The organism is Aeromonas sp. sif0611 (assembly GCF_019218845.1).
In the GTDB taxonomy this organism is placed as follows: Bacteria; Pseudomonadota; Gammaproteobacteria; order Enterobacterales; family Aeromonadaceae; genus Aeromonas; species Aeromonas media.
On the sequence record NZ_JAHUWU010000008.1, the window covers coordinates 73,357 to 95,756 of the forward strand.

The 22,400-nt window shown below is 62.7% G+C and carries 20 protein-coding genes; 12 read left to right on the plus strand and 8 right to left on the minus strand.

Annotation, left to right across the window (positions count from 1 at the left end; all coding sequences use genetic code 11):
• The first annotated feature begins 35 nt into the window (after nt 1-35).
• A complete protein-coding gene (nadA, locus tag KW824_RS17200) occupies nt 36-1,109 on the plus strand; it encodes a quinolinate synthase NadA (RefSeq protein ID WP_218410439.1) in 1,074 nt (357 codons plus the stop codon).
• A gap of 70 nt (nt 1,110-1,179) precedes the next feature.
• On the opposite strand, the gene KW824_RS17205 is transcribed toward nadA, so the two are convergent.
• Nucleotides 1,180-2,046 carry a D-hexose-6-phosphate mutarotase gene (locus tag KW824_RS17205; RefSeq protein ID WP_218410440.1) on the minus strand — a complete coding sequence of 289 codons (867 nt, stop codon included), beginning with the start codon at nt 2,044-2,046 and terminating at the stop codon, nt 1,180-1,182.
• Nucleotides 2,047-2,154: 108 nt separating this feature from the next.
• Nucleotides 2,155-3,150, minus strand: coding sequence for a type I glyceraldehyde-3-phosphate dehydrogenase (gene gap, locus KW824_RS17210; protein WP_005324581.1), 996 nt, complete (start codon nt 3,148-3,150; stop codon nt 2,155-2,157).
• A 345-nt stretch (nt 3,151-3,495) separates the two neighbouring features.
• Between gap and malQ the strand changes: the two genes are divergently transcribed.
• From malQ to msrB, 4 genes are all read left to right on the plus strand, one after another.
• Nucleotides 3,496-5,685 (plus strand): 4-alpha-glucanotransferase, encoded by a 2,190-nt coding sequence (malQ, locus tag KW824_RS17215; protein ID WP_218410441.1) that lies wholly within the window; start codon nt 3,496-3,498, stop codon nt 5,683-5,685.
• Nucleotides 5,686-5,767: 82 nt separating this feature from the next.
• A complete protein-coding gene (glgB, locus tag KW824_RS17220) occupies nt 5,768-7,945 on the plus strand; it encodes a 1,4-alpha-glucan branching protein GlgB (protein WP_182787614.1) in 2,178 nt (725 codons plus the stop codon).
• On the plus strand, nt 7,945-10,086 hold the full coding sequence (glgX, locus tag KW824_RS17225) for a glycogen debranching protein GlgX (RefSeq protein ID WP_182787616.1): 2,142 nt from the start codon (nt 7,945-7,947) through the stop codon (nt 10,084-10,086). The genes glgB and glgX overlap by 1 nt, the downstream gene beginning before the upstream one ends.
• A gap of 56 nt (nt 10,087-10,142) precedes the next feature.
• Entirely contained in the window at nt 10,143-10,535 is a 393-nt protein-coding gene (msrB, locus tag KW824_RS17230; RefSeq protein WP_171272597.1) for a peptide-methionine (R)-S-oxide reductase MsrB, read from the plus strand.
• Between the two features lie 71 nt (nt 10,536-10,606).
• Here the strand turns inward: msrB and chrA are convergent, their stop codons facing one another.
• From chrA to KW824_RS17245, 3 genes are all read right to left on the minus strand, one after another.
• Entirely contained in the window at nt 10,607-11,746 is a 1,140-nt protein-coding gene (gene chrA, locus KW824_RS17235) for a chromate efflux transporter (protein ID WP_182787618.1), read from the minus strand.
• Nucleotides 11,747-11,982: 236 nt separating this feature from the next.
• Complete coding sequence (locus KW824_RS17240; RefSeq protein WP_182787620.1) at nt 11,983-12,414, minus strand: NUDIX hydrolase; 432 nt, start codon at nt 12,412-12,414, stop codon at nt 11,983-11,985.
• Nucleotides 12,415-12,609: 195 nt separating this feature from the next.
• Complete coding sequence (locus KW824_RS17245; protein ID WP_218410442.1) at nt 12,610-13,614, minus strand: NADP-dependent oxidoreductase; 1,005 nt, start codon at nt 13,612-13,614, stop codon at nt 12,610-12,612.
• A 198-nt stretch (nt 13,615-13,812) separates the two neighbouring features.
• Between KW824_RS17245 and KW824_RS17250 the strand changes: the two genes are divergently transcribed.
• From KW824_RS17250 to KW824_RS17260, 3 genes are all read left to right on the plus strand, one after another.
• Nucleotides 13,813-14,238, plus strand: a complete 426-nt coding sequence (locus KW824_RS17250; protein WP_043128402.1) for a MarR family winged helix-turn-helix transcriptional regulator — start codon at nt 13,813-13,815, stop codon at nt 14,236-14,238.
• A gap of 29 nt (nt 14,239-14,267) precedes the next feature.
• Nucleotides 14,268-14,498 (plus strand): hypothetical protein, encoded by a 231-nt coding sequence (locus KW824_RS17255; RefSeq protein ID WP_041206736.1) that lies wholly within the window; start codon nt 14,268-14,270, stop codon nt 14,496-14,498.
• Between the two features lie 144 nt (nt 14,499-14,642).
• Nucleotides 14,643-14,960, plus strand: coding sequence for a hypothetical protein (locus KW824_RS17260; protein WP_005324594.1), 318 nt, complete (start codon nt 14,643-14,645; stop codon nt 14,958-14,960).
• A 94-nt stretch (nt 14,961-15,054) separates the two neighbouring features.
• Here KW824_RS17260 and KW824_RS17265 read toward each other — a convergent pair whose 3' ends face one another.
• Entirely contained in the window at nt 15,055-15,531 is a 477-nt protein-coding gene (locus tag KW824_RS17265) for an Lrp/AsnC family transcriptional regulator (RefSeq protein ID WP_025325819.1), read from the minus strand.
• 310 nt (nt 15,532-15,841) lie between these two features.
• A complete protein-coding gene (locus KW824_RS17270) occupies nt 15,842-16,465 on the minus strand; it encodes a metalloregulator ArsR/SmtB family transcription factor (RefSeq protein ID WP_043128400.1) in 624 nt (207 codons plus the stop codon).
• 173 nt (nt 16,466-16,638) lie between these two features.
• Here KW824_RS17270 and KW824_RS17275 point away from each other — a divergent pair, with 173 nt between their 5' ends.
• Together KW824_RS17275 and KW824_RS17280 are read left to right on the plus strand one after the other, a co-directional pair.
• Nucleotides 16,639-17,877, plus strand: coding sequence for an MFS transporter (locus tag KW824_RS17275; protein ID WP_218410443.1), 1,239 nt, complete (start codon nt 16,639-16,641; stop codon nt 17,875-17,877).
• A gap of 241 nt (nt 17,878-18,118) precedes the next feature.
• Nucleotides 18,119-18,940, plus strand: coding sequence for a Cof-type HAD-IIB family hydrolase (locus KW824_RS17280; protein WP_218410445.1), 822 nt, complete (start codon nt 18,119-18,121; stop codon nt 18,938-18,940).
• Nucleotides 18,941-18,977: 37 nt separating this feature from the next.
• Here KW824_RS17280 and KW824_RS17285 read toward each other — a convergent pair whose 3' ends face one another.
• Complete coding sequence (locus tag KW824_RS17285; protein WP_218410446.1) at nt 18,978-19,541, minus strand: DUF2799 domain-containing protein; 564 nt, start codon at nt 19,539-19,541, stop codon at nt 18,978-18,980.
• Between the two features lie 198 nt (nt 19,542-19,739).
• On the opposite strand from KW824_RS17285, the gene KW824_RS17290 reads away from it, so the two are divergent.
• On the plus strand, nt 19,740-20,579 hold the full coding sequence (locus tag KW824_RS17290; RefSeq protein ID WP_171272590.1) for an isopenicillin N synthase family oxygenase: 840 nt from the start codon (nt 19,740-19,742) through the stop codon (nt 20,577-20,579).
• A 212-nt stretch (nt 20,580-20,791) separates the two neighbouring features.
• Entirely contained in the window at nt 20,792-22,105 is a 1,314-nt protein-coding gene (locus KW824_RS17295) for a sodium-dependent transporter (RefSeq protein ID WP_218410448.1), read from the plus strand.
• Nucleotides 22,106-22,400: the final 295 nt, after the last annotated feature.

The following is a 22,400-nucleotide window of genomic DNA, read 5'->3' on the forward strand; positions in this document are numbered from 1 at the left end:
TTTTGGCCTTTCCAAGCGTTGATGGAACAGTCGCAATGAGCAATGCACTGAGCAGTGTCCCTCCGGTCATCGAGATGGACTATCCCTTTCCGGTCAAACCGGCTCCCCTGACTGCCGAACAGAAGGCTTCCCTGATCACCGAGATCAAGGCACTGCTCGAGGCGCGTCAGGCCGTGCTGGTTGCCCACTACTACACGGATCCCGAGATCCAGGCGCTGGCCGAGGCCACCGGCGGTTTCGTCGGCGACTCCCTCGAGATGGCTCGCTTCGGTCGTGATCACGCCGCACAGACCCTGATCGTGGCCGGTGTGCGCTTCATGGGGGAGACCTCCAAGATCCTGAGCCCCCACAAGCGGGTGCTGATGCCGACCCTGGAGGCGGAGTGCTCCCTCGATCTGGGCTGTCCCATCGACCAGTTCTCCGCCTTCTGCGATGCCCATCCCGACCATATAGTTGTGGTCTATGCCAATACCTCGGCGGCGGTGAAGGCACGGGCAGACTGGGTGGTGACCTCCAGCATAGCGCTGGAGATCGTCGAGCATCTGGACAGCCAGGGCCACAAGATCATCTGGGGGCCGGACAGACACCTGGGTGCCTACATCGAGAAGAAGACGGGCGCCGAAATGCTGCGCTGGCAGGGCCACTGCATAGTCCACGACGAGTTCAAGGCCAAGGCCCTGCGCGAGCTCAAGTCCCAGAACCCGGATGCGGCCGTGCTGGTGCACCCGGAGTCCCCGGCTTCCGTCATCGAACTGGCGGATGCGGTGGGGTCTACCAGCCAGCTCATCAAGGCGGCCCGCGAGCTGCCCCAGCAGAAGCTGATCGTGGCGACCGATCGCGGCATCTTCTACAAGATGCAGCAGGCCTGCCCGGACAAGGAGATGGTGGAGGCGCCGACCGGTGGCGATGGTGCCACCTGCCGCAGCTGTGCCCACTGTCCCTGGATGGCGATGAACGGCCTGGTGGCGATCAAGGAGGCGTTGACCGATGGCGCCGAGCGTCACGAGATCCATGTGGATGAGGCGCTGCGCCTGAAGGCCCTGATCCCGCTGGATCGGATGCTGAACTTCGCTGCCGAGCTCAAGCTCAAGACCCAGGGCAACGCCTGATCTTCTCTGATGACAAGATGCAAAGAGGGCTCCCGCGGGAGCCCTCTTTATTTATCAGCCTGTTGCATCGTCAGATGATCACGGTTGAGAAGCTGTGTTCCTCGTCTGGCGCAACCGTGATGCCGGCATCGGCGGTGATGGCCGCCTCGACGCAGAGCATGGTGCGGTAACCGTCGTCGCTCATGTCGGCCATGGCGGTGGCCCCTTCCAGCCAGGGGGTCCAGACCACGACGCTGTCGTTGTTGCCGTTCACCACTTTAGTGGTGCGATCGCCGTCCTTGACCATAACCATGGCCCCGGCTTGGTGGTAGACCCGATCAATGGCAGCTGTGAGCGTCAGAGCGCCCTGCTGCTGCCCATCCTGACCCGTCAGCTTGTCCGCATAAGGCTCACCTAGCCCGGTCACGCTGACGGCCTCTGGGCGGCTTATCTGCAGATAGGTGTGCAGGGCCGCGTTGTAGGTGAGGGGGGTCTTGCCGGTGTTGCGGGTGGTCAGCACCAGGGAGAGCTCTTTGCCCACCAGCACATCCAGCTCCAGCTCGAAGGCGTGGGGCCAGAGGGCTCGACTGGCGTCGGTGTCACGCAGAGACAGATGGACGAGGGTGCCATCCCCGTGATCGGAGACGCCATCCAGGGTCCACAGGCTGGTACGGGCGAAGCCATGGGCGGGCTTGCCGCTGCCGACGCGAGCGGGGGCCGGGCCGAACCAGGGCCAGCACAGAGGGATGCCGCCCCGGATCGGCTTGCTGCCATCCAGCACGGCCTTGTCGCTGAGCCAGAGCGAGGCGGGTTCGCCGTGGCGCTGGTAGCGCAGCACATGGGCGCCAAACAGGCTGATCTCGGCCTTGGCATGCTCGTTGTTGATGGTCAGCAGAGGCTGGCCATCCGCGGGGTGGCTGAGGGTACAGTGGGCTGTCAGAGTACGTGTCGGTTGCATGGAGACTCCTGTGCTCGCGCACATTCAAGAAAGAGGTCGGCAGTTCCAGAATACAAAAAGGCGGCCAATGGCCGCCTTTTTTCAAGCTACGCGATTGCGCATCCCAAATTACTTGGAGATGTGAGCGATCAGGTCCAGAACCTTGCTGGAGTAGCCCATTTCGTTGTCGTACCAGGATACGACTTTAACGAATTTGTCGTTCAGTGCGATACCAGCCTTGGCATCGAACACGGAGGTCTGACGCTCACCCAGGAAGTCGGTGGAAACCACTTGATCTTCGGTGTAGCCCAGCACGCCCTTCATGGAGCCTTCGGAGGCTGCTTTCATGGCTGCGCAGATTTCTGCGTAGGTGGCCGCTTTCTTCAGGTTGACGGTCAGGTCAACAACGGACACATCCGGAGTCGGTACGCGGAAAGCCATACCGGTCAGTTTGCCGTTCAGTTCCGGGATAACAACGCCAACAGCCTTGGCAGCACCGGTAGAGGACGGGATGATGTTCTGAGCCGCACCGCGGCCACCGCGCCAGTCTTTGGCAGACGGACCATCAACGGTCTTCTGGGTAGCGGTGGTAGCGTGGACAGTGGTCATCAGGCCGGATTCGATACCGAAGGTATCGTTCAGAACCTTGGCGATGGGGGCCAGGCAGTTGGTGGTGCAGGAAGCGTTGGAAACGATGTCCTGGCCAGCGTAGGTAGAGTCGTTAACACCCATGACGAACATAGGGGTAGCGTCTTTGGACGGGCCGGTCAGTACGACTTTCTTGGCGCCGGCAGCGATGTGCTTGCGAGCAGTAGCGTCGTCCAGGAACAGACCGGTAGCTTCGGCAACAACGTCAACACCGATGGCATCCCATTTCAGGTTTGCCGGGTCACGTTCAGCGGTAACACGTACGGTTTTGCCGTTGACGATCAGGTTGCCGTCTTTGACTTCAACGGTGCCCTTGAAGCGGCCGTGGGTGGAGTCGTACTTCAGCATGTAAGCCATGTAGTCAACGTCGATCAGATCGTTGATACCAACCACTTCGATGTCAGCACGCTCGGCGGCCAGACGGAAAACGAAACGACCGATACGGCCAAAACCGTTAATACCTACTTTGATAGTCATAATTGGTTACCTAACTGTTCAGTAGTCAAAGAAAATTCCGTTTGTAAATTTACTAGAACTCACCGGTGAGTCAACCAACAATCTGCGCGAAATTGCGCTATATCATGAAAAACTGTGAAATTTATTTTCGTTTTATGTAACTGGCTACCAACTTTTGTCGAATGCATCATCAGCGGATCCGGTCGCAGAGATCAACAATAGTGCCTGTCCGGTCACACATCAGGCCGGGGAGATATGTAAAAATGTGCGCGGTTTAGCATGGCCAAAGAGCCACTGTTCAAGTACCACCCATAAAAATTAATCACAAATAGTGTAGATAGAATCCACAGCGGGAATTCTCAAACTATGACCACCCTGATTGAACAGCTGGCTGCCGCCAAAGGTATCGCCAGTGAGTATGTTGATGCCTGGGGCCACCCGGCCCAGGTATCCGAAGAGAGCAAGGCCGCCATGCTGGGCGCCATGGGCTACCGTGTCGACGACGAGGCAGCCCTGACCGAACAGTTGGAGCAGGAGCACCGTCAGCACTGGTTGCGGCCTCTGGATCCCGTGATGGTAGTGCGCAGTGGCGACCCTCTCAGCCTCGAGGTTCGTCTGCCCATCGAGTTCGTCAACGACGCTCTCCACTGGCAGATAGAGCTGGAGCAGGGTGCCCTGTTGTCCGGCCAGCTAACCCCCATCGAAGGGGAACTGGTCGGCGTCGCCGAATTCGAAGAGATGGAGTGCCAGGCCTATCGGGTCTCGCTGGATGTGCAGCCGGAGCTTGGCTATCACCAGCTGGTGCTGCTGGAAGAGGGCAACGACGAGCCGCTCGCCACCATGCGCCTCATCGTCGCGCCCAAGTCCTGCTACAAGCAGGCACCCATCGCCAATGGCCGCAAGGTGTGGGGTCCGAGCGTGCAGCTCTACTGCCTGCGCAGCCGCCACAACTGGGGTATAGGTGATTTCAGTGACCTCGGCCAGCTGGTCGAGAAAGCCGCCGCCTGGGGAGCCCATTTCGTGGGGCTGAACCCCATCCATGCCCTCTATCCTGCGAATCCCGAGAGTGCCAGCCCCTACAGCCCCTCTTCCCGTCGCTGGCTCAACGTGGCCTACATCAACGTGGAAGCGGTACCCGAGTTTCTCGCCAACGAGCGGCTCAAGGCCGATGTGGCGAGTCCGGCTTTCCAGCAGCATCTGGCCTCCCTGCGGGCCAAGGAGAACGTGGATTACACCGGCGTCATCCAGACCAAAATCGGCATGCTGCGCCTGGTGTTCGATGAGGCCAGGCTCAGCGCCGAGCGTCAGGCAGCCTTCGATGCCTTCGTGGCCGCCGGTGGCGACAGCCTGCAACAGCAGGCAGCGTTCGATGCCCTGCAGGCACACTTCTATGGCAAGGGTGAGAATGCCTGGGGCTGGCCGGTCTGGCCGGATGCCTTCCGCGATTACCACAATCCCGAGGTGGCTGCCTGGATGGCCGAACACCAACAGGACGTGAATTTCTACCTCTATCTGCAGTTCCTGGCCGATGAGCAGCTGGCCCAGGCCGATGCCCGTGCCAAGGCCGCCGGCATGGTGATGGGGATCTATCGGGATCTGGCGGTGGGCGTCTCCGAAGGCTCCACCGAGATCTGGGCCAACCGGGATCTCTACTGTCCGAAAGCCTCGGTCGGCGCTCCCCCCGACATCCTGGGCCCCCTCGGTCAGAACTGGGGCCTGCCCCCGATGAATCCGAACCAGCTGTTCGAGGCGGCCTATCAGCCCATGGTGGATCTGTTCCGCGCCAACATGCGTGCCTGCGGCGCGCTGCGCATCGATCACGTGATGGCCTTGCTGCGCCTGTGGTGGGTACCGCCCGGAGCGTCCGCCGCCAAGGGCGCCTACATCTACTATCCGGTCAACGATCTGCTGGGGATACTTGCCCTCGAGTCCCACCGCAACCAGTGCCTGCTGATCGGTGAAGATCTCGGTACCGTGCCGGAAGGCATAGACGTCACCCTCAAAGAAAATGGCGTCCACTCCTACAAGGTGTTCTTCTTCGAGCGATCCAAGGGGGACGGCGGCTTCATCTCTCCGGCGCACTATACCGAGCAGGCGATGTCGGCCCTGACCACCCACGACATGCCGACCCTCAAGGGCTTCTGGCATTGTGACGATCTGGCGCTGGGTCGCGAGCTGGGCCTGTACCCGGATGAAGAGGTACTCAAGACCCTGTATGCTGATCGCCACCAGGCCAAGCAGCGGATCCTTGACAGCCTGCATGCCCATGGGGTCATCTCTGGCAATATCAGCCATGACGTGAACTGGGTCGGAATGAACACCGAACTCAACCATGGCCTGCAACTGCACATGTCCCGCGGCAGCTGTGCCCTGTTCAGCACCCAGCTGGAAGACTGGTTGGAGATGGACAAGCCGGTCAACGTGCCGGGCACCAGTTACGAATACCCGAACTGGCGTCGCAAGCTTTCAAAGGATCTGGAAGATATTTTTGCCGATGAGGCGCTCAAGGCGCTGGCGGGCAAGATGAGCCAGGCCCGTGACGAGGCCAGTCGTTGAGCCCCTGCTGTCAACATGTGACTCACTTTCATCCGCTTCGGCCCAGGCCGGAGCGGATGTTCAGCCATGAAAGGAAATGTCGATGCCCGTTGAACGTTTGGTTGCCGCCCGCTGTGCCGATCCCTTCTCCCATCTAGGCCTGCTGGCCAATCCGGATGGGCCAGGCCTGAAACTGACGGCCTGGTTGCCCGATGCGCTCGAGGTCCGGGTCAGGGATCTCAAGTCAGGAAAGATAGTTGCCACCCTGACCTCCGCCGACGAAGCGGGCCTTTTTGAAACTGTTTTCACTCGCCGCAAGAATCCCTTTCCCTATCAGCTGATCGCCAGCTACCCCGATGCCAGTGCCGAATCCATCGACCCCTATCAATTCCAGGCTGCCGCCTGGGAAGGTCTGGCGGAGCTGAGCTTCCAGCCGGAAAACCTCTACCACACCCTGGGCGCCCAACTGCGCACCGTGGAGCATCTCGGCCAGCGGGTGGCAGGGGTGCGCTTCGCCGTCTATGCGCCGAGCGCCACGGCGGTGAGCCTGATCGGCGATTTCAACTTCTGGGATGGCCGTCGCCACCCCATGCAGCGCAGCCAGTGTGGTCACTGGGTGCTGTTCGTGCCGGGCCTGAAGGCCGGGGATCGCTACAAGTTCGAGCTCAAAGACCCCATGGGCAACCGCCTGCCTCACAAGAGCGACCCGGTCGGTTTCTACTGCGAGCAGTATCCGTCGTTCGCCTCCGTCATCCACGACCACGAGCAGTACCAGTGGCAGGATGCCGCCTGGCGCGAGAGCCAGCGCAACGACAAGCGCGAGCAGCCGCTTTCCATCTACGAGCTGCACGTGGGCTCCTGGAAGCGTCACCTCAACGGCGACAGCCTGAACTGGCGCGAGCTGGCGGTGGAACTGGTCAACTACGTCACCGAGATGGGGTACACCCACATCGAGCTGATGCCGGTCTCCGAGCACCCCTTCAGCGGCTCCTGGGGCTACCAGCCGGTGGGCATGTTTTCTCCCACCAGTCGCTACGGCAGTGCCGATGACTTCAAGTATTTCGTCGACGCCTGCCACCAGGCTGGTATCGGCGTCATCCTCGACTGGGTGCCAGCGCACTTCCCGGCCGATGCCCATGGTCTCGCCCGCTTCGATGGCACCCCGCTCTACGAGTACGAGGATCCGCGCCGTGGCTGGCACCCGGACTGGAACTCCTACATCTACGATTTCGGTCGCAACAACGTGCGCCAGTTCCTGGTGGCGAGCGCCCTGTTCTGGCTCGACAAGTTCCACATCGACGGCCTGCGGGTGGATGCGGTGGCCTCCATGCTCTATCTGGACTATTCGCGCAACGCCGGTGAGTGGGTGCCGAACGTCGACGGGGGCAACCACAACTACGAGGCGATCAGCCTGCTCAAGTGGACCAACGAGGAGGTCTACGGCAAGTATCCCCACACCATGACCATCGCCGAGGAGTCCACCGCCTTTGCGGGGGTCTCCAAACCGACCTTCCTCGGTGGCCTCGGGTTTGGCTTCAAGTGGAATATGGGCTGGATGCACGACACCCTGAGCTACATGCAGAAGGAGCCGATCCACCGCCGCTATCACCACAACGAGATGACCTTCTCCATGGTCTATCACTATGACGAGAACTTCATCCTGGCCCTGTCCCACGACGAGGTGGTGCACGGCAAGCACTCCTTGCTCTACAAGATGCCCGGTGACGAGTGGCAGCAGGCCGCGAACCTGCGAGCCTACATGGGCTTCATGTATGGCCATCCGGGCAAGAAGCTCAACTTCATGGGTACCGAGATCGCCCAGAGCAACGAGTGGAATCACGATGCCCAGCTGCCGTGGCACCTGCTGCAATTCCCCAAGCACGGCGGCCAGCAACGGCTGATCCGCGATCTCAACCGGCTCTATCGTCATGAAGCTGCCTTGTATCAGGCGGATTATGAGCAGAGCGGTTTCCGCTGGCTGGATCACAATGATGCCGACAACAGCATCTTCGCCTGGCTGCGCGCCGACAAGCAGGGGGCCAATCCGCTGATGGTGGCCTCCAACTTCACCCCGGTGCCGCGCCTTGCCTATCGCCTCGGGGTGCCGACGGCGGGTCGCTATGCTGTGGTGCTCAACACCGATAGCGAGCATTACTGGGGCAGCAACTATGATGTGGGTTTGACCTTCGTCGCCGAGCCGACCCCCTGGCAGGGGATGGCGCACAGCATAGTGCTGGACTTGCCGCCGCTCGCGACCTTGTTCATCAAACAGGAGTCCTGATGTTTGTAATGGAAAATGGGGTGGACTACCCGCTGGGGGCCCGGCTCGACGAGGCCGGCTGCCACTTCTGCGTCTGGGCCCCCCAATCGGACAAGGTGGAACTCTGTCTGTTCGACGAGCAGGAGCAGGAGTTGGTCCGGCTGGCCCTGCCCGGCCAGCGCGGTCAATACCGCTTCGGTTATGTGCGCGGGGTGCGGGCCGGTCAGCGTTACGGTTACCGGGTCCATGGCACGCCCCAGGAGGGCATGCTGTTCGACCCCGACAAGCTGTTGATCGACCCCTATGCCAGGGCGCTCAGCCGGGCGACCCGTTGGGATGACGACCTCTATCAGGGGGACAGCGCGGCCATGGTGGCCAAGTCGGTGGTGGTGGACGATGCCTTCGACTGGCAGGGGATCGGCAAGCCTGGCATCCTCCCCGAGCGGGTCGTGCTCTACGAGACCCACGTCAAGGGCTTTACCCGTCAGCATCCCGGGGTGCCCGAGGCGCTGCGGGGCACCTACCTCGGCGTCAGCCATCCGCTGATGATCGAACACCTGCTGTCGCTGGGGGTCACCTCGGTGCAGCTGATGCCGGTGGCCGCCTTCATGTCGGAGCCTCGGCTGGAACAGCTTGGGCTGACCAACTACTGGGGCTACAACCCCATTGCCTTCTTCGCCCCGGAGCCTCGTTATGGCGCGGGAGAGGCAGTGACCGAGTTCAAGACCATGGTGCGCGAGCTGCACCGTGCCGGGCTCGAGGTGATATTGGATGTGGTCTACAACCACACCGCCGAATCCGGTGCCGATGGCCCCATGCTGTCGCTCAAAGGGTTCGACAACGCGGGTTACTACGCCTTCGAGACCGGGGCCCATGGCCCGGACTATCACCGTCACGCCAACGTCACCGGCTGTGGCAACAGCGTCAATCTGGATCACCCCAACAGCCTGCGACTGGTGCTCGATGCCCTGCGCTACTGGGTCACCGAGATGCAGGTGGATGGTTTCCGCTTCGATCTCGCGGTCACTCTGGCGCGGGAGGCGGGGGAGTTCGATCCCATGAGCGCCTTCTTCAAGGCCATGCTGGCGGATCCCGTGCTGGCGCGGGTGCGGCTGATCGCCGAACCCTGGGATATCGGCCCCTTCGGCTATCGCCTCGGCCAGTTTCCGAGCCAGTGGCTGGAGATCAATGATCGCTATCGCGATACCGTTCGCGCCTTCTGGCGCGGGGATGCGGGCAAGATGGGGGACTTTGCCACCCGGCTGGCTGGGTCGCGGGATCTCTTCCCGAAGAACTGGCGCTCCCCCCACACCAGCGTCAACTACCTCTGCTATCACGACGGCTTCACCCTGGAGGATCTGGTCTCCTACAATCAGCGCCACAACCAGGCCAACGGCGAAGACAACAGAGACGGCCACGGCAACAATCTCTCTTACAACCACGGGGTGGAAGGGCCGACCCTGGACCCCAGAGTGAACAACCTGCGTCAGCAGCAGAAGCGCAACCTCATCGCCACCCTGCTGCTCTCCCAGGGCACGCCCCACTTCCTGGCCGGGGACGAGATGGGTCGCAGCCAGCTTGGCAACAACAACGCCTATTGCCAGGACAACCAGATAAGCTGGGTCAACTGGCAGTTGCGGCCGGAGGATGAACGGCTGCTCGCCTTCACCCGCCAGATGATGGCGCTGCGGGCGGAGTCCGGGGTCTTCGCCAACCTGCAACTCAGTGACGATGAGTGGAATGGCAAGGCGACCAGCTGTCACAGCGTCAACTGGTATCACCCCGATGGCCATCAGCTCACCGATCAGGACTGGCACGCCCCCATGGGGCAGGCGTTCGCCATGGACATCGGCATGCTGACGTGCGGTGGGGAGCGCTGGTATGTGCTGTTCAACGCCAGCGACTACGACATCCAGTTCCGCCTGCCGCCGCCGGGGGAGGGGCTGGAATGGATCCAGACCATAGACACCGCCACCAACGACGGCCTGCCATTCCTGCCTGACGACATCAAGCGGCAGGTGGCGGTCGGGCGCGCCCACTCCCTCAAACTGCTGGAGCGGGTCGCGCTGCCGGCGGTGGCGCTTGCCAAGGAAGGGGTGGTCGCCACGCCGGATGTTGCCGCCGTGTTGCCAACGGGATCACAGTTCCCGCTGGCGGGGTAGAGTCGGGGCGCCCTAGTGGGTATGCTGGGCGCCGTGATAAAAGGCAAGGAGTCAGTATGAAGGGCAACAATCCCGAGCAATGGCGCAGCAAGTTGAGTGCCGAACAGTTTCACGTTTGCTGGGAGAAGGGCACAGAGCGCCCTTACAGTGGCGCCCTGTTGCACAATCGCAAGAGCGGTGACTACCTCTGCGTCTGCTGCAAGAGCGTACTGTTTCATGCGGATGCCAAGTTTGACTCCGGCTGCGGCTGGCCCTCGTTCGATCGGGCCATCGAGGGGACAGTGACCTACACCGAAGATGGCAGCCACGGCATGAAGCGGGTGGAGATCACTTGCAGCCAGTGTGGTTCCCACCTGGGGCATGTCTTCCCGGATGGGCCGACCGAGACCGGCCAGCGTTACTGTGTCAACAGCCTGAGCCTGGACTTCGAACCCACCCCAGACCCCTGAGATCCCCCAGGATGAAAAATGGCGCCTCCGTTCGCGGAGGCGCCATTTTTTATGCGGTCTGCGCTGACCCGTCAGATCAGCAGCAGGCTCGCGCCCGCCAGCAGGCCGGCGAGCGCCAGTATGGGCAACCTGATGACGCGCAGCAGATAGAAACCGATGGCGGCCAGCGCCAGATCGGTCGGGGCCAGCACGGCACTCTGCCACACAGGTTGATAGAGGGCGGCCAGCAACAGCCCCACCACGGCGGCATTGATGCCGGCTACGGCGCCAGCGAGGCGAGGGTGGGCCAGCCAGCGTTGCCAGCAGGGGCCCATGGCCCAGAGCAGCAGGAAACCCGGCAGGAAGAGTGCCAGGGTTGCCAGCAGGGCGCCCGCCAGTGGCGCGGCAGGCAACAGCTGGGCGCCGAGGTAGGTGGCCAGGGTGAACATGGGGCCGGGCACCAGCTGAGCCAGGCTGTAGCCAGTCAGGAACTGTTGCTGGCTGAGGCTGTGACCAACGCTCTCCTGCAACAGGGGCAGTACCACGTGGCCGCCGCCGAACACCAGGCTGCCGGCCCGATAGAAATCGGCGACCAACTGACTGGTGGGGCCCTGAACCAGCAGGGGCAAGCCGACAAACAGCAGGGCAAACAGCATCAAGGTTGGCCAGTGGGGTGAACGGCGGGCTCCTGGCGGCGCAGAAGGGGCGCTGGCTTCCTCCCGTTGGGCGCAGAGCAGTGCAGCCCCCAGCAGCATGGCAAGCTGGGTCAGGAGGCCAGGCTGCCACCAGAGTGCGGCGGCGGTCACCACCATGACACCTTGTTGCAGCGCCGTCTTGCAGAACTGGCGGCTCATCGTGAGCACTGCATCAGCCACCACCACCAGTGCCAGCAGCTTGAGGCCGTGCAGGGCGGCATCCAGCCAGAGGTTGTTGCCAAGCTGGCCCATGCCGATGGCGGCGACCAGCAACAGCAGGAAAGAGGGCAGGGTGAAACCCGCAAAGGCGGCGAGCGCCCCTCCAAGGCCTGCCCGATGGCGACCGATGGCGAAGCCGAGCTGGCTGGAGGCCGGGCCGGGCAACAGCTGGCACAGGGCCAGCAACTGGGCAAACTCGGCTTGGCTGAGCCAGCCCAGGCGCGTGACGAAGGTGCGCTGGAAGTAGCCGATATGGGCGGCCGGCCCACCGAAGCTGATACAGCCCAGCCACAAAAATTGAAGGAATACTTGCCCCACCGCTCACTCCCCTGTTGTCATTGGATATGGGCAGGGATGATATGACAAAGTGATGACTTTTTTATGACAATTCGGGCTGGGTTGCCGGTTGACTCACTGTTGGCTGATGATCCTCTCGCCACCCCGCTGGCGAGAGGCATTGGGGCATGGCTGGCAGACAGGCCAGCGGGCTTATTCAGCGGATGGGGTTGCCGCTGGCAGGTAGCAACGCCCGTTCAACCAGCAGGGGATGGGGATTAGGTCGGCTGAGGCAGATAGCAGCGTCCTGTCAGCCAGCAGGAAATGGACTGGCGGCTGGCATCGAAGTGGGGCTCGGGCAGCACGCGAGGATCGCACCAGATCCAGCCTTCGCACTTGTCCGGCTCCAGCAGTTGCGCTTCCCCCTCCACCTCTGCCACCAGGGTGACAGAGATGTAGTGCAGCCCGCTCTCGCGCCAGGTCTCCAGGTTGTTAGTGACGGCGATGACGCTGGGGTTGGTGATGAGAAAACCTGTCTCCTCGGCCACCTCTCTGATTGCCGCCGACTCGAAGCTCTCACCGAGCTCCAGGTGGCCACCGGCGATGGACCAGTAGGGTGCATGGCTGCCCTTGCGCTTGCCAAGCAGCACCTGACCCTGATGGTTGACGAGGATGACACCGACCCCGACGCGAGGATAGGGAGTGGACATAAGAAGAGCTCCTTGCCAAAACTGGATGGCACCATAAAAAACGGGCCCACCTTAGGACGGATGGGCCCGTTTCGCAAGTCGCCAATTGGCTATCAATTCGGGATCACGTCAACCTGACCTGCATCTTGTCGGCGCAGTGCGCCTCGGCTTGCAACCGTCGATAAAGGGCTGGATCTCTCGACTGGTGACCGATGGTCAGCCCAGCCTGACCAGCATCTTGCCGGTGTTGCGTCCCTCGAACAGCCCGATAAAGGCCTGCGGCATGCTGGCCAGTCCCTCGCTGATGGTCTCCTCTGCCTGCAGGAGGCCTGCCTCGAAGGCGGGGATGGCCTCGGCCAGGAACTCCCCGTAATGCTGCCAGTGATCGGAGACCAGCAGCCCCTGCATCAGGATGCGCTTGCGGATCATCTGGGCGAGGTTGCGCGGCCCGCTGCTCTGGCCGTTGCTGTTGTACTGCTCGATGAGGCCGCACAGCACGATGCGCCCGTGCAGCGCCATGTGGTTGAGGGCCGCGTCCAGCATGGCACCACCCACGTTCTCGAAATAGACCTGAATGCCTTCTGGCGCGAGCCGGGCAAGCTCGGCGTCGAGATCCGGCGTCTCCCGATAGTTGATCACCGCATCGGCGCCGAGCGTCTTGAGGTAGGCGACCTTGTCAGCGGAGCCGGTGGATCCGATCACCCGGGCGCCAGCCCGCTTGGCGAGTTGCACCGCCATGGTGCCGACCGCGCCGGAGGCGGCCGATACCAGCAGAGTCTCACCGGCCTGCAGACGGGCGACCTTGTGCAGGCCCGCCCAGGCAGTCATGCCCGGCATGCCGAGGGCGCCGAGGAAGTGCTGGGAGGGCAGCGCTGTGGCGGGCAAACGGGTCAGTTGCTCCCCACTGGCGACGAAGGCATCCCGCCAGCCCAGCATGCTGCTCACCGGGTCACCCACCTTGAAGTCGGGGTGACGGGACGCCTGCACAGTGCCGATGGCGCCGCCGTCGAGAGGGCCGTTCAGGGGGAAGGGGGGCACATAGCTCTTGGCCTCGCTCATGCGACCGCGCATGTAAGGGTCCACCGACAGCCACTGGTTGGTCACCAGCACCTCGCCCTCCTGCAGGGCGGGCAGGGGCACTTCCCTGAGGGCGAAATCGTCCGGGGTGGGGAGGCCGGTTGGGCGGCGCAGCAGTTGGATCTGATGGCTGATCGGGGTCATGGTCGTTCTCCAGCGAGGTAAGGGGCTGTCGACGCCGGGCCCGTTTAAGGCTGAGGCGGCGGCTAGGGCATTCTATTTGTGTACAAACTAAAATCAGGTTAATCCCGAAAAGAGGGGGTGACAACTGTTTTGTGTGCAAATTATTCAGACGCCAGTTGTCCTGGGGTATACTGGCCCCAGTCGTCAGCGAGGTGCCCCATGAGTGAATTGAAAAAGCAGGTCTGTTTTGCCCTCTACAGCGCCTCCAATGCAGTGATGCGCGCCTATCGGCCGCTCCTGGACAAGCTGGATCTGACCTACACCCAGTACCTGGTGATGCTGTCGCTCTGGGCGCGGGACGAGGTCAGCCTCAAGGAGATCGGCCAGGAGACCGGCCTGGACGCGGGCACCCTGACCCCCATCGTCAAGCGGTTGGAGAGCAAGGGCTGGCTTACCCGCACCGTCTCACACGAAGACGAGCGGCAAAAATGCATCCGCCTGACCGAGGCGGGGCGCGAGCTGCAGCAGGGGGTCAGGGAGTGCTGTCTGGCGGACAACTTGCGCAATCAGGTGGATCTGGCCGATGCTGAGCTGGCCGAGCTCAAGCGACTCTGCGATCGCGTGGCGGCGCAGCTCGGGCGCTGAATCCTCTTCCCCTTGCCTGGAGTCATCCGATGAAACCCTGGTTACCCCTGTGTGTTCTGCTGCTTGGTGGCTGCGCCGGCAGCACCCATTCCCCGTCCGAGTTGCGGATAGATGATGCGGATGCCTGGCAGGCCGTCTGCAAGGATGGCGTGCGGGTCAGGGCCATCAACGAGGAGGGGATCTGCGCGGATCACCGCGGCGTGGCCATGTGGACGAATAAGCCAAGGGCGGTTCGAATGGCAGAGGAAGCCGCCAAATAGTGTGATCCAGGCACCATAAAATGACACAACCGGCCCATTGGCCGGTTTTTTTCGCGATCTCGCCTGCACTTTGCGGCCTTGTTCATGGTGCGCTCATGGTTCCCTTTCCATACTGGCCTCACAGTTTCATGAGAGGAGAGAGAGATGCAGTCATCCATCGTCGGGCTCTCCATTCTGTGGGGGCTGGCCAGTTTTGGTGTTCAGGGGGATTTCATCGAGAGCCGTGATTCCGTTGCGCCGTCCTGGCAAGCCGAGTCCAGAGTGGAGATGGAAGGTTATCTGATTGAGTCGCTCGGCGAAGATCGCTGGGTGTTCGACAACGGCAGCGAGAGTCTGCTGGTCTCCCTGCCCGAGGGGCAGTGGGTGTCAGAAGGCGAGCGGTTGCGACTGAGTGGTGAACCCCAGCAGGAGCAGGCCGGTTGGCTGTTGCAGGTGCAGGACGTCAGCCAGGTCGGCGTCTGATCCGGCCAGTTCCCGGTGACACAAGATACAAAGAGGAGGCCAGTGCCTCCTCTTGCTTTTTGCGCTTCTGGCCCTCAGCCCAGGTGCCGGGTTGCTAGCCCAGGTGGTTGAGGGGCAGCGCCGTCTTGTGCTTGATGCGGCGCAGCACGAAGCTGGAGCGCACCCCGGTCACGCCGGAGATGTGGGTCAGCTTGTCCAGCAGGAAGTGCTGGTAGTGCTCCATGTCCCGCACCACCACCTTGAGCTGGTAGTCGGCGTCGTTGCCGGTGATGAGGTCGCATTCCAGCACCTCGGGCAGATCCTGGATGGCCCGATCGAAGTTTTCGAACCGCTCAGGGGTGTGCCTGTCCATGGAGATGTGAATGTAGGCGGTGAGGGTGAGCCCCAGCTGACGGGCGTTGAGCAGGGTGACGTGGGTATCGATGAGACCGGCATCCTCCAGCGCCTTGACCCGGCGCGAGCAGGGAGAGGGGGAGAGCCCGACCAGCTCGGCCAGCTCCAGGTTGCTGATGCGGCCATTCTCCTGCATCAACTCCAGAATATGCCTGTCTATCCGATCAAGTTTCAGCATTCTCCGTTCCTCGTTGCAATTATTAATTCACTTTTCCTAGATTAAGGGTGAACTATTGCAAAAACAACTGAAAATACCTACTACTTCACAACCACTCACCGCACCGGCAGGGGTACCATGGTTTCATCTTCCGGTGGCAAGACAGATGCCCAATCAGGCCTCTGTGGTGAAGGACCTTACCGGGTCAACAACCCCATCAGCCGTCCGACCTTATCGGGAAACGACGGGCTGGAACGAGAGCATCCCCTCCCCGAAGGCAACAAAGCAGGCATCCCGGCGCCTGCTTTGTTGTTTTTGCGCGCCGGCATCCTCAGGCCTGCGGCGGCCGGATGCGATAGAGGCAGCGTCTGTCCCCCTCCAGCAGATATTGTTCCCGCTCCACCCCGGCCGGTGCCAGCAACTGGCGAAACAGCGCCAGCTCGCTCCTGCAAAAGCCCCGGCAGGCCCGCGCCGCCGCGCAGATGGGGCAGTGGCTCTCCCACAGCAGCCAGCTGCCATCCTCCTCCTGGCGAAAATCCGCCATATAGCCCTCTCGCGTACGCTGCGCCGTCAGTGCCGCCAGCCTGTCGGCCAGCGTCGGCTGGGTCAGCTCGGCCTGATAACGGGCCAGCTGTTGCTGCTCCCGCTGGGCGATCAGCCGCTCCATGCCCACCTCGCCAAACAGCTGCTGGATGTTGTCGATAAGCTGCAGGGTCAGCTCGCTGTGGCTGTCGGGGAAGCGCTGCCAGGCCTGCTCGGTGAGGTGCCAGAGCCGTACCGGTCGACCGCGGCCCCGCGCCTCGTCGCTAAATCCCACCCAGCCGTCGGCCTCCAGCGCCGTCAGATGCTGGCGGGCGCCCATGGAGGTCATCTGCAACTGCTCCCCCAGCGCGGCGGCACTCTGGGGGCCGTGAGTCTTAAGCAGGTAGAGGATCTTGTCGGTACTGGCGTTCATGGGGGATCTCGTTGTCGACAGGTGCGGCATATTGAGCGGAAGCGGTTCGCGCGATTCTGGTATGCGTGTGGTCATTATGGGCAGCGGCCTCATTTAAATCAATAATTCACTTTACTTAATGGCGTTCCCTTTGCAGTATAAATAAACCAATAACTTTATTTAATGAGGCGAAGATGGAAGGGATCAAGGGACAGGCGACCCTCTGGGTATTGGTGATGACGGTGACCCTGGCTATAGCGGGCTTTAGCCTGCCATCCCCGGTGCTGGCACCGCTGATGCTGGATCCGGCCCAGGGCATGTTGACGCCGGAGGCGTCTGACTGGAGCCGCAAGGTGTGGCTCGGGGTCATCATGGGGCTCTATCCGCTGTTTCAACTGCTGGGGGCCCCCTGGCTGGGCAAGCTGTCGGATCGCCATGGCCGCAAGCCGGTGCTGACCCTCTGCCTGATCGGGGTGCTGGCGGGTTATGTGCTGATGGCCCTCGGCATCGCCTGGCGCTCCCTGCCGCTCTTGCTGCTGAGCCGGGTGGTGGAGGGCTTCTTCAACGGCGACATCGCCATCGTGCAGGCGATGGCGGCGGACATGAGCACCACCAGAACCAAGGCACGCAACTTCGCTCGCATCAACATCGGCATGAACCTGGGCTGGGTACTGGGTCCCATGATTGGGGGCTATGCCGCCGTGGTGTCGGGGGATTACAGCCTGGCGGCCTGGCTGGCGGTGGCCATGACGGTGGGCAACCTGCTGCTGGTGCTCTGGCTGTTGCCCAACCGGCCGCCGATACCCGCCGAGCAAGAGCTGGCCTCCCTCTCGACCCGGCAACTGTTGTTGCAACCCCGCCTGCTGCCCTACTTCGTGCTGACTCTGCTCAGCTACGGGGCCGTGCAGCTCTACTTCACCTACTTCAACGTCTGGTTGGTGGAGCGGCTGGCCTGGGATCCGGTGCAGTTGGCCCAGGCCGCCGTGCTGGTGAGCGTGCCCATGATGCTGGGGTCCTGGCTCGGGGCGCAACTTGCCCGACACTGGCGTGGCAGCTCCCTTGGCATAGTCGGACATCTGGTGATGGCGGCGGGCATGTTGATGTTCATTCTGCCGACCCAGTGGTGGGGGCTGGCGCTCACCTTCATTCCGGCCGGCATCGGCATGAGCCTGGGGGAGCTCGCCACCTCGGTGGCCATCTCCAATCGCAGCCATGCCAGCCAGCAGGGGCAGGCGATGGGGGTCTACCGCGGCCTGGCGGTGGGCAGCGAGATCCTGGCGGTGGTGCTCGGCAGCCTGGCGCTGCTGGCAGGCACCGAGTGGCCCTTCTATCTGGCGGCGCTCTGCGGCCTGATCTGCGCCCTCGGTTTCTACGGGTTGCGCAGACGGGCGGACAGACGAAGCGCCGTGGCCGCCTGCGCCGAGCCGGGCTGAGGCGGCTGGATCACAGATCGGCGCCGGGGTGACAGCCGGGGCTTGCATCCCGGCGCCGAGTTTGGGACGGTATGGCTCTTTGCCCCCTTTACCCCGTCGCCCGGCGAACCTGACCAGCACAGGCCTTCATATGCGCCCCGCGATGCCCAGTCCTGAGAGGTGATATGAGCGAGTTTCAGGCCATTGCGCCGGGATTGAAATGGTATGGCACCTTGCACGGCTCAACATTCCTGGAGGTGATATGAATCATTATCAAGCCATTGCACTGGACATGGACGGTACCCTGCTGACCCGGGATCACAAGATCTCGTCCGCGACCCGGGCCGCCCTGGCCCAGGCCCGCGCCCATGGCATCAAGGTGCTGCTGGTGACGGGCCGCCACTTCATGACGGCTCGGCCCTTCCATCACGAGCTGGCCCTCGACACCCCCCTCATCTGCAGCAACGGCGCCTACCTCTATGATCCGGCGCAAGGCAGGATCCTCGCAGGGGATCCCCTGGCGGTGGCGCCGCTCACCGCCCTGCTCACCGAGGTGCAGGCGCAGCAGATGGGCGCCCTGTTCCACCTCGACGAAGGCATAGGCTATCTCGGCTGCGAGGAGCATGTGGGCCGGATGCGGCGCTGGTCGGCGAACCAGCCGGATCATCTCAAGGTCTCCCTGCTGCCGGCGGAGGATATCGACAGCTGGCTGCAAAAGCCCATCTGGAAGCTGGAGCTGTTCAATCAGGATCCGGGCCGACTGCACCGCTTCGTGGGGGAGGTGGTGCAGCACCTGCCCTTCACCCAGGATTGGGCGGCGCCCTATGCGGTGGAGCTGGTGCAGCCTGGCTGCAGCAAGGGCAACCGGCTGGCCCAGTGGGCGGCGAGGGAGGGCATAGCGATGGAAAACGTGGTGGCCTTTGGGGACAACAACAACGACATCAGCATGTTCGAGCAGGTAGGGCTGGCGGTGGCCATGGGCAACGCGGCGCCCCAGATCCAGGCCCATGCGGACAGGGTCACCGCGGATCACAACGAAGACGGCATAGCGCTGGCGCTGCAGCGCTGGGTCCTGCCCTCCTGAGGGGCAACAGAAAGGGGCCAGCGCGGCCCCTTGTTGGTCAGCTCCCGAAGGAGAACTGGATCACCCGATCCGGGAAGCGGATCCGGTTGTAGTCACGGCGCACCCCCTCGTAGTGGCGGATGGCGCGCTCGCGCTGGGCCCGGTAGTAGTCCCGCTGCTTGCTGTCGCTCTCGCCCCGGATCTGCTGATCCAGCTGATAGATGGTCCGCTCGGTGCGCTCCAGCTCCTGTTGCAGCTCGCCGAGGCGCTGCTCAAGCAGATACTCCTTGCGACCGCGCTCGAACTGGGTGAGGAAGGTCGTGTCGTTGGGGCAGACTCCCAGGTATTCGTTCCCCTCCCGCCCCTTGCTGTAGGCGAGCACTGGGATGCAGTAGAGCTCGAGCCCCTTGGCGTAGCCGCGCTGCCACTCGTCTTCGTCCACCCTGAGGCCGTACTCCCCGCAGGTCTGCTTGTAGTCACGGGTGGCGGTCCGGGTCTTGCCCTGCTCCCCGTCCTGATAACCCTGGTTGTACCAGCTCATGGCGCGGCACTCCTCCTCCGACAGGGAGCTGCACCCGGCGAGCAGCAGGGGGAGGGTCAACAGCAGGATCTTGGGGGACATGAAGGGGCTCCGACAGCAAGGATGGTGGGGCATTCTAGAAGAGGAAGCCCGCCTGGAACAAGCACCCGGTACCAGGCCGATTTCATGATGTTTTTATCAGTACTTTCAAGCCGTTGCGAACGGGCCTCCGGCGACCTTTTCTTGCCGGGGGAGGCAGGGTAAACTGCGCCTACTTTTAACTGGCACGTAACAAAAACAATGAAAGTCCTGACCGTCGATTATCGCTCCCCCGACGCGGCCGAGCGCTTCACCGAATCCCTGCGCACCACCGGCTTCGGGGTGCTGACCCACCACCCCATCCCGAAGGAGCTGGTGCAGTCCATCTATGACAACTGGTATCGCTTCTTCATGAGCGAGCAGAAGCAGGCGTTCCTGTTCAACCGCGAGACCCAGGACGGCTACTTCCCGCCCTCGGTGTCCGAGGTGGCCAAGGGCAATAGCCAGAAGGACATCAAGGAGTACTTCCACCTCTACCCCTGGGGCCAGATGCCGGAAGAGCTGAGGGCGCAGGCGATGGAGTACTACCGCCTCGCCAACGATCTCGCCGCCGAGCTGCTCTCCTGGGTGGAGCAATACACCCCGGCGGACATCGCCGCCCACTACAGCTGCCCGCTCTCCTCCATGATCGAAGAGAGCCAGAAGACCCTGCTGCGGGTGCTGCACTATCCGCCGTTCGACGGCACCGAAGAGCCGGGGGCCATCCGCGCCGCGGCCCATGAAGACATCAACCTGCTGACCATACTGCCCGCCGCGAGCGAGCCCGGCCTGCAGGTGAAGGGCTCGGACGGGGAGTGGATGGACGTGCCCTGCGACTTTGGCACCCTCATCATCAACATAGGTGACATGCTGCAGGAGGCCTCCCGTGGCTATTACCCCTCCACCACCCACAGGGTCATCAACCCGACCGGCGGCAGTGCCGCTAAGTCCCGTATCTCCTTGCCGCTGTTCCTGCACCCGCGCCCGGACGTGGTGCTCTCCGAGCGCCACACAGCCCACAGCTACCTGATGGAGCGGCTGCGGGAGCTGGGAGTCATCTAGTCCCGGCACCGCCAGTGTCAGCGTCAAAACCGGAGCAAACTCGCTCCGGTTTTTTATTTTTTGGCACAGTTGGTTGGTTATCCGAATTTTATTGGTTAATGATGCTAAAAACTGAGTTTTGTAACGGATATACGCCGAGTGATTGCGCGCCCCCGGGCGTACTCTGAGCGCCATTCCGGGCCCCGCTGGCGGGCCCCTCGATTGGAGTTCCCATGAAGCAGTCCCAATGGTCATCCCGGCTCGGTTACATCCTGGCCGCCGCAGGTTCGGCGGTCGGTCTCGGCGCCATCTGGAAGTTCCCCTATGTGACCGCCGCCAACGGTGGCGGCGCCTTTCTGCTGGTGTTCCTGCTGTTCAGCTTCACCCTGGGGGTGGCGGTGCTGATGGGGGAGGCCTTGCTCGGCAGCCTGACCCGGCGCGGGGTGGTGGGGGCCTTCGGTGAACTGATGGGCAAGCGCTGGCGCTGGGTCGGCGCCATGGGTTTGCTGTGCAGCCTGCTCATCTTCAGCTTCTACAGCGTGGTGGGGGGCTGGACCCTGGGTTACACCGGCATGGCGCTGGCGGGGGAGTTGCAACAGGGGGACGGCGCGGCGCTGACCGCCCGCTTCAACGACTACGTCGGTGATCCGCTCTGGCCGGTGCTGACCCACCTGCTGTTCGCCGCCCTCACCTGGTGGTTCGTGCAAGGCGGGGTGCAGAAGGGGGTGGAGCGCACCCTGCGCTGGATGATGCCGGCCCTCTTCATCATGATCCTGCTGCTGGTGGCCTTCGGCCTCACCCTGCCCAATGCCATGGCCGGGGTGCGCCACTTCCTGATGCCTGACTTCAGCAAGCTCGGCATGTCCGGGGTGCTCGACGCCATGGGGCTGGCCTTCTTCTCCCTCTCCATTGGTCTGGGCATCCACACCACCTATGGCGCCTACCTGCCCTCCAGCGAAGGGGTGGGCCGCTCCAGCCTCTGGGTGGTGTTGCTGGCGAGCCTGATCGCCGTGCTGGCGGGCTTGATGATCTTCCCCGTGCTGGTGGCGACCGGTATCGATCCCGCCTCGGGGCCCGGCCTCACCTTCATGACCATGCCGGCGGTGTTCCAGCAACTGCCCTTCGGCCAGGGGCTGGCGGTGGTCTTCTTCGCCCTGCTGGTAGTGGCGGCGCTCTCCTCGGCCATCTCCCTGCTGGAGCACCTGCAGTGCTTCGTCTGCGAGAGCCTGGGCTGGTCGCGGCGGGCGGCCTGCAGCCTGATCACAGCCCTGGTGATGGCGGGGGGCATCCCGGTCAGCCTGTCGTTCGGCCCCTGGGGGGATCTGACCCTGTTTGGCAAGAACATCTTCGAGCTGCTGGACTTCATCACCTCCAACCTGATGATGCCCCTGTTCGGGCTGGCCCTGACGCTGCTGCTGGGCTGGCAGCTCGGTCGCCGGGCGCTGCCCACCGGGCTGGCACCGCACTGGCGCGCCCTGTTGATGGGCTGCTGGCGCTGGCTGGCTCCCCTGCTCATCGGTGGCATTCTGGTGCGGGGTCTGCTGTAACCTTCTGCCGTTCGGGCGGGCCCTCTGGCCTGCCCGTGGTCCGGGCAGACAGAGGAACCTCGCCGGCAGGATTGACTGTCTCGAAAAATCCATGAAATGGCAGTTTATCAAAACTTTGGTTCGCAATTTGGCCATTAAATTGATAAATATTCTGTTTTGTGGGCGAAAATGGACTATTGGCTGTCAACTTCTCTTGCCGTGGTTTAGGCTGTGGCTCCTTTTTCGCGTCCAGGTTACTCACAGAATGTCACCCCTCATCGCCCTTGTTGGTCGATTTTTCAGCTCGCAAGAGAGG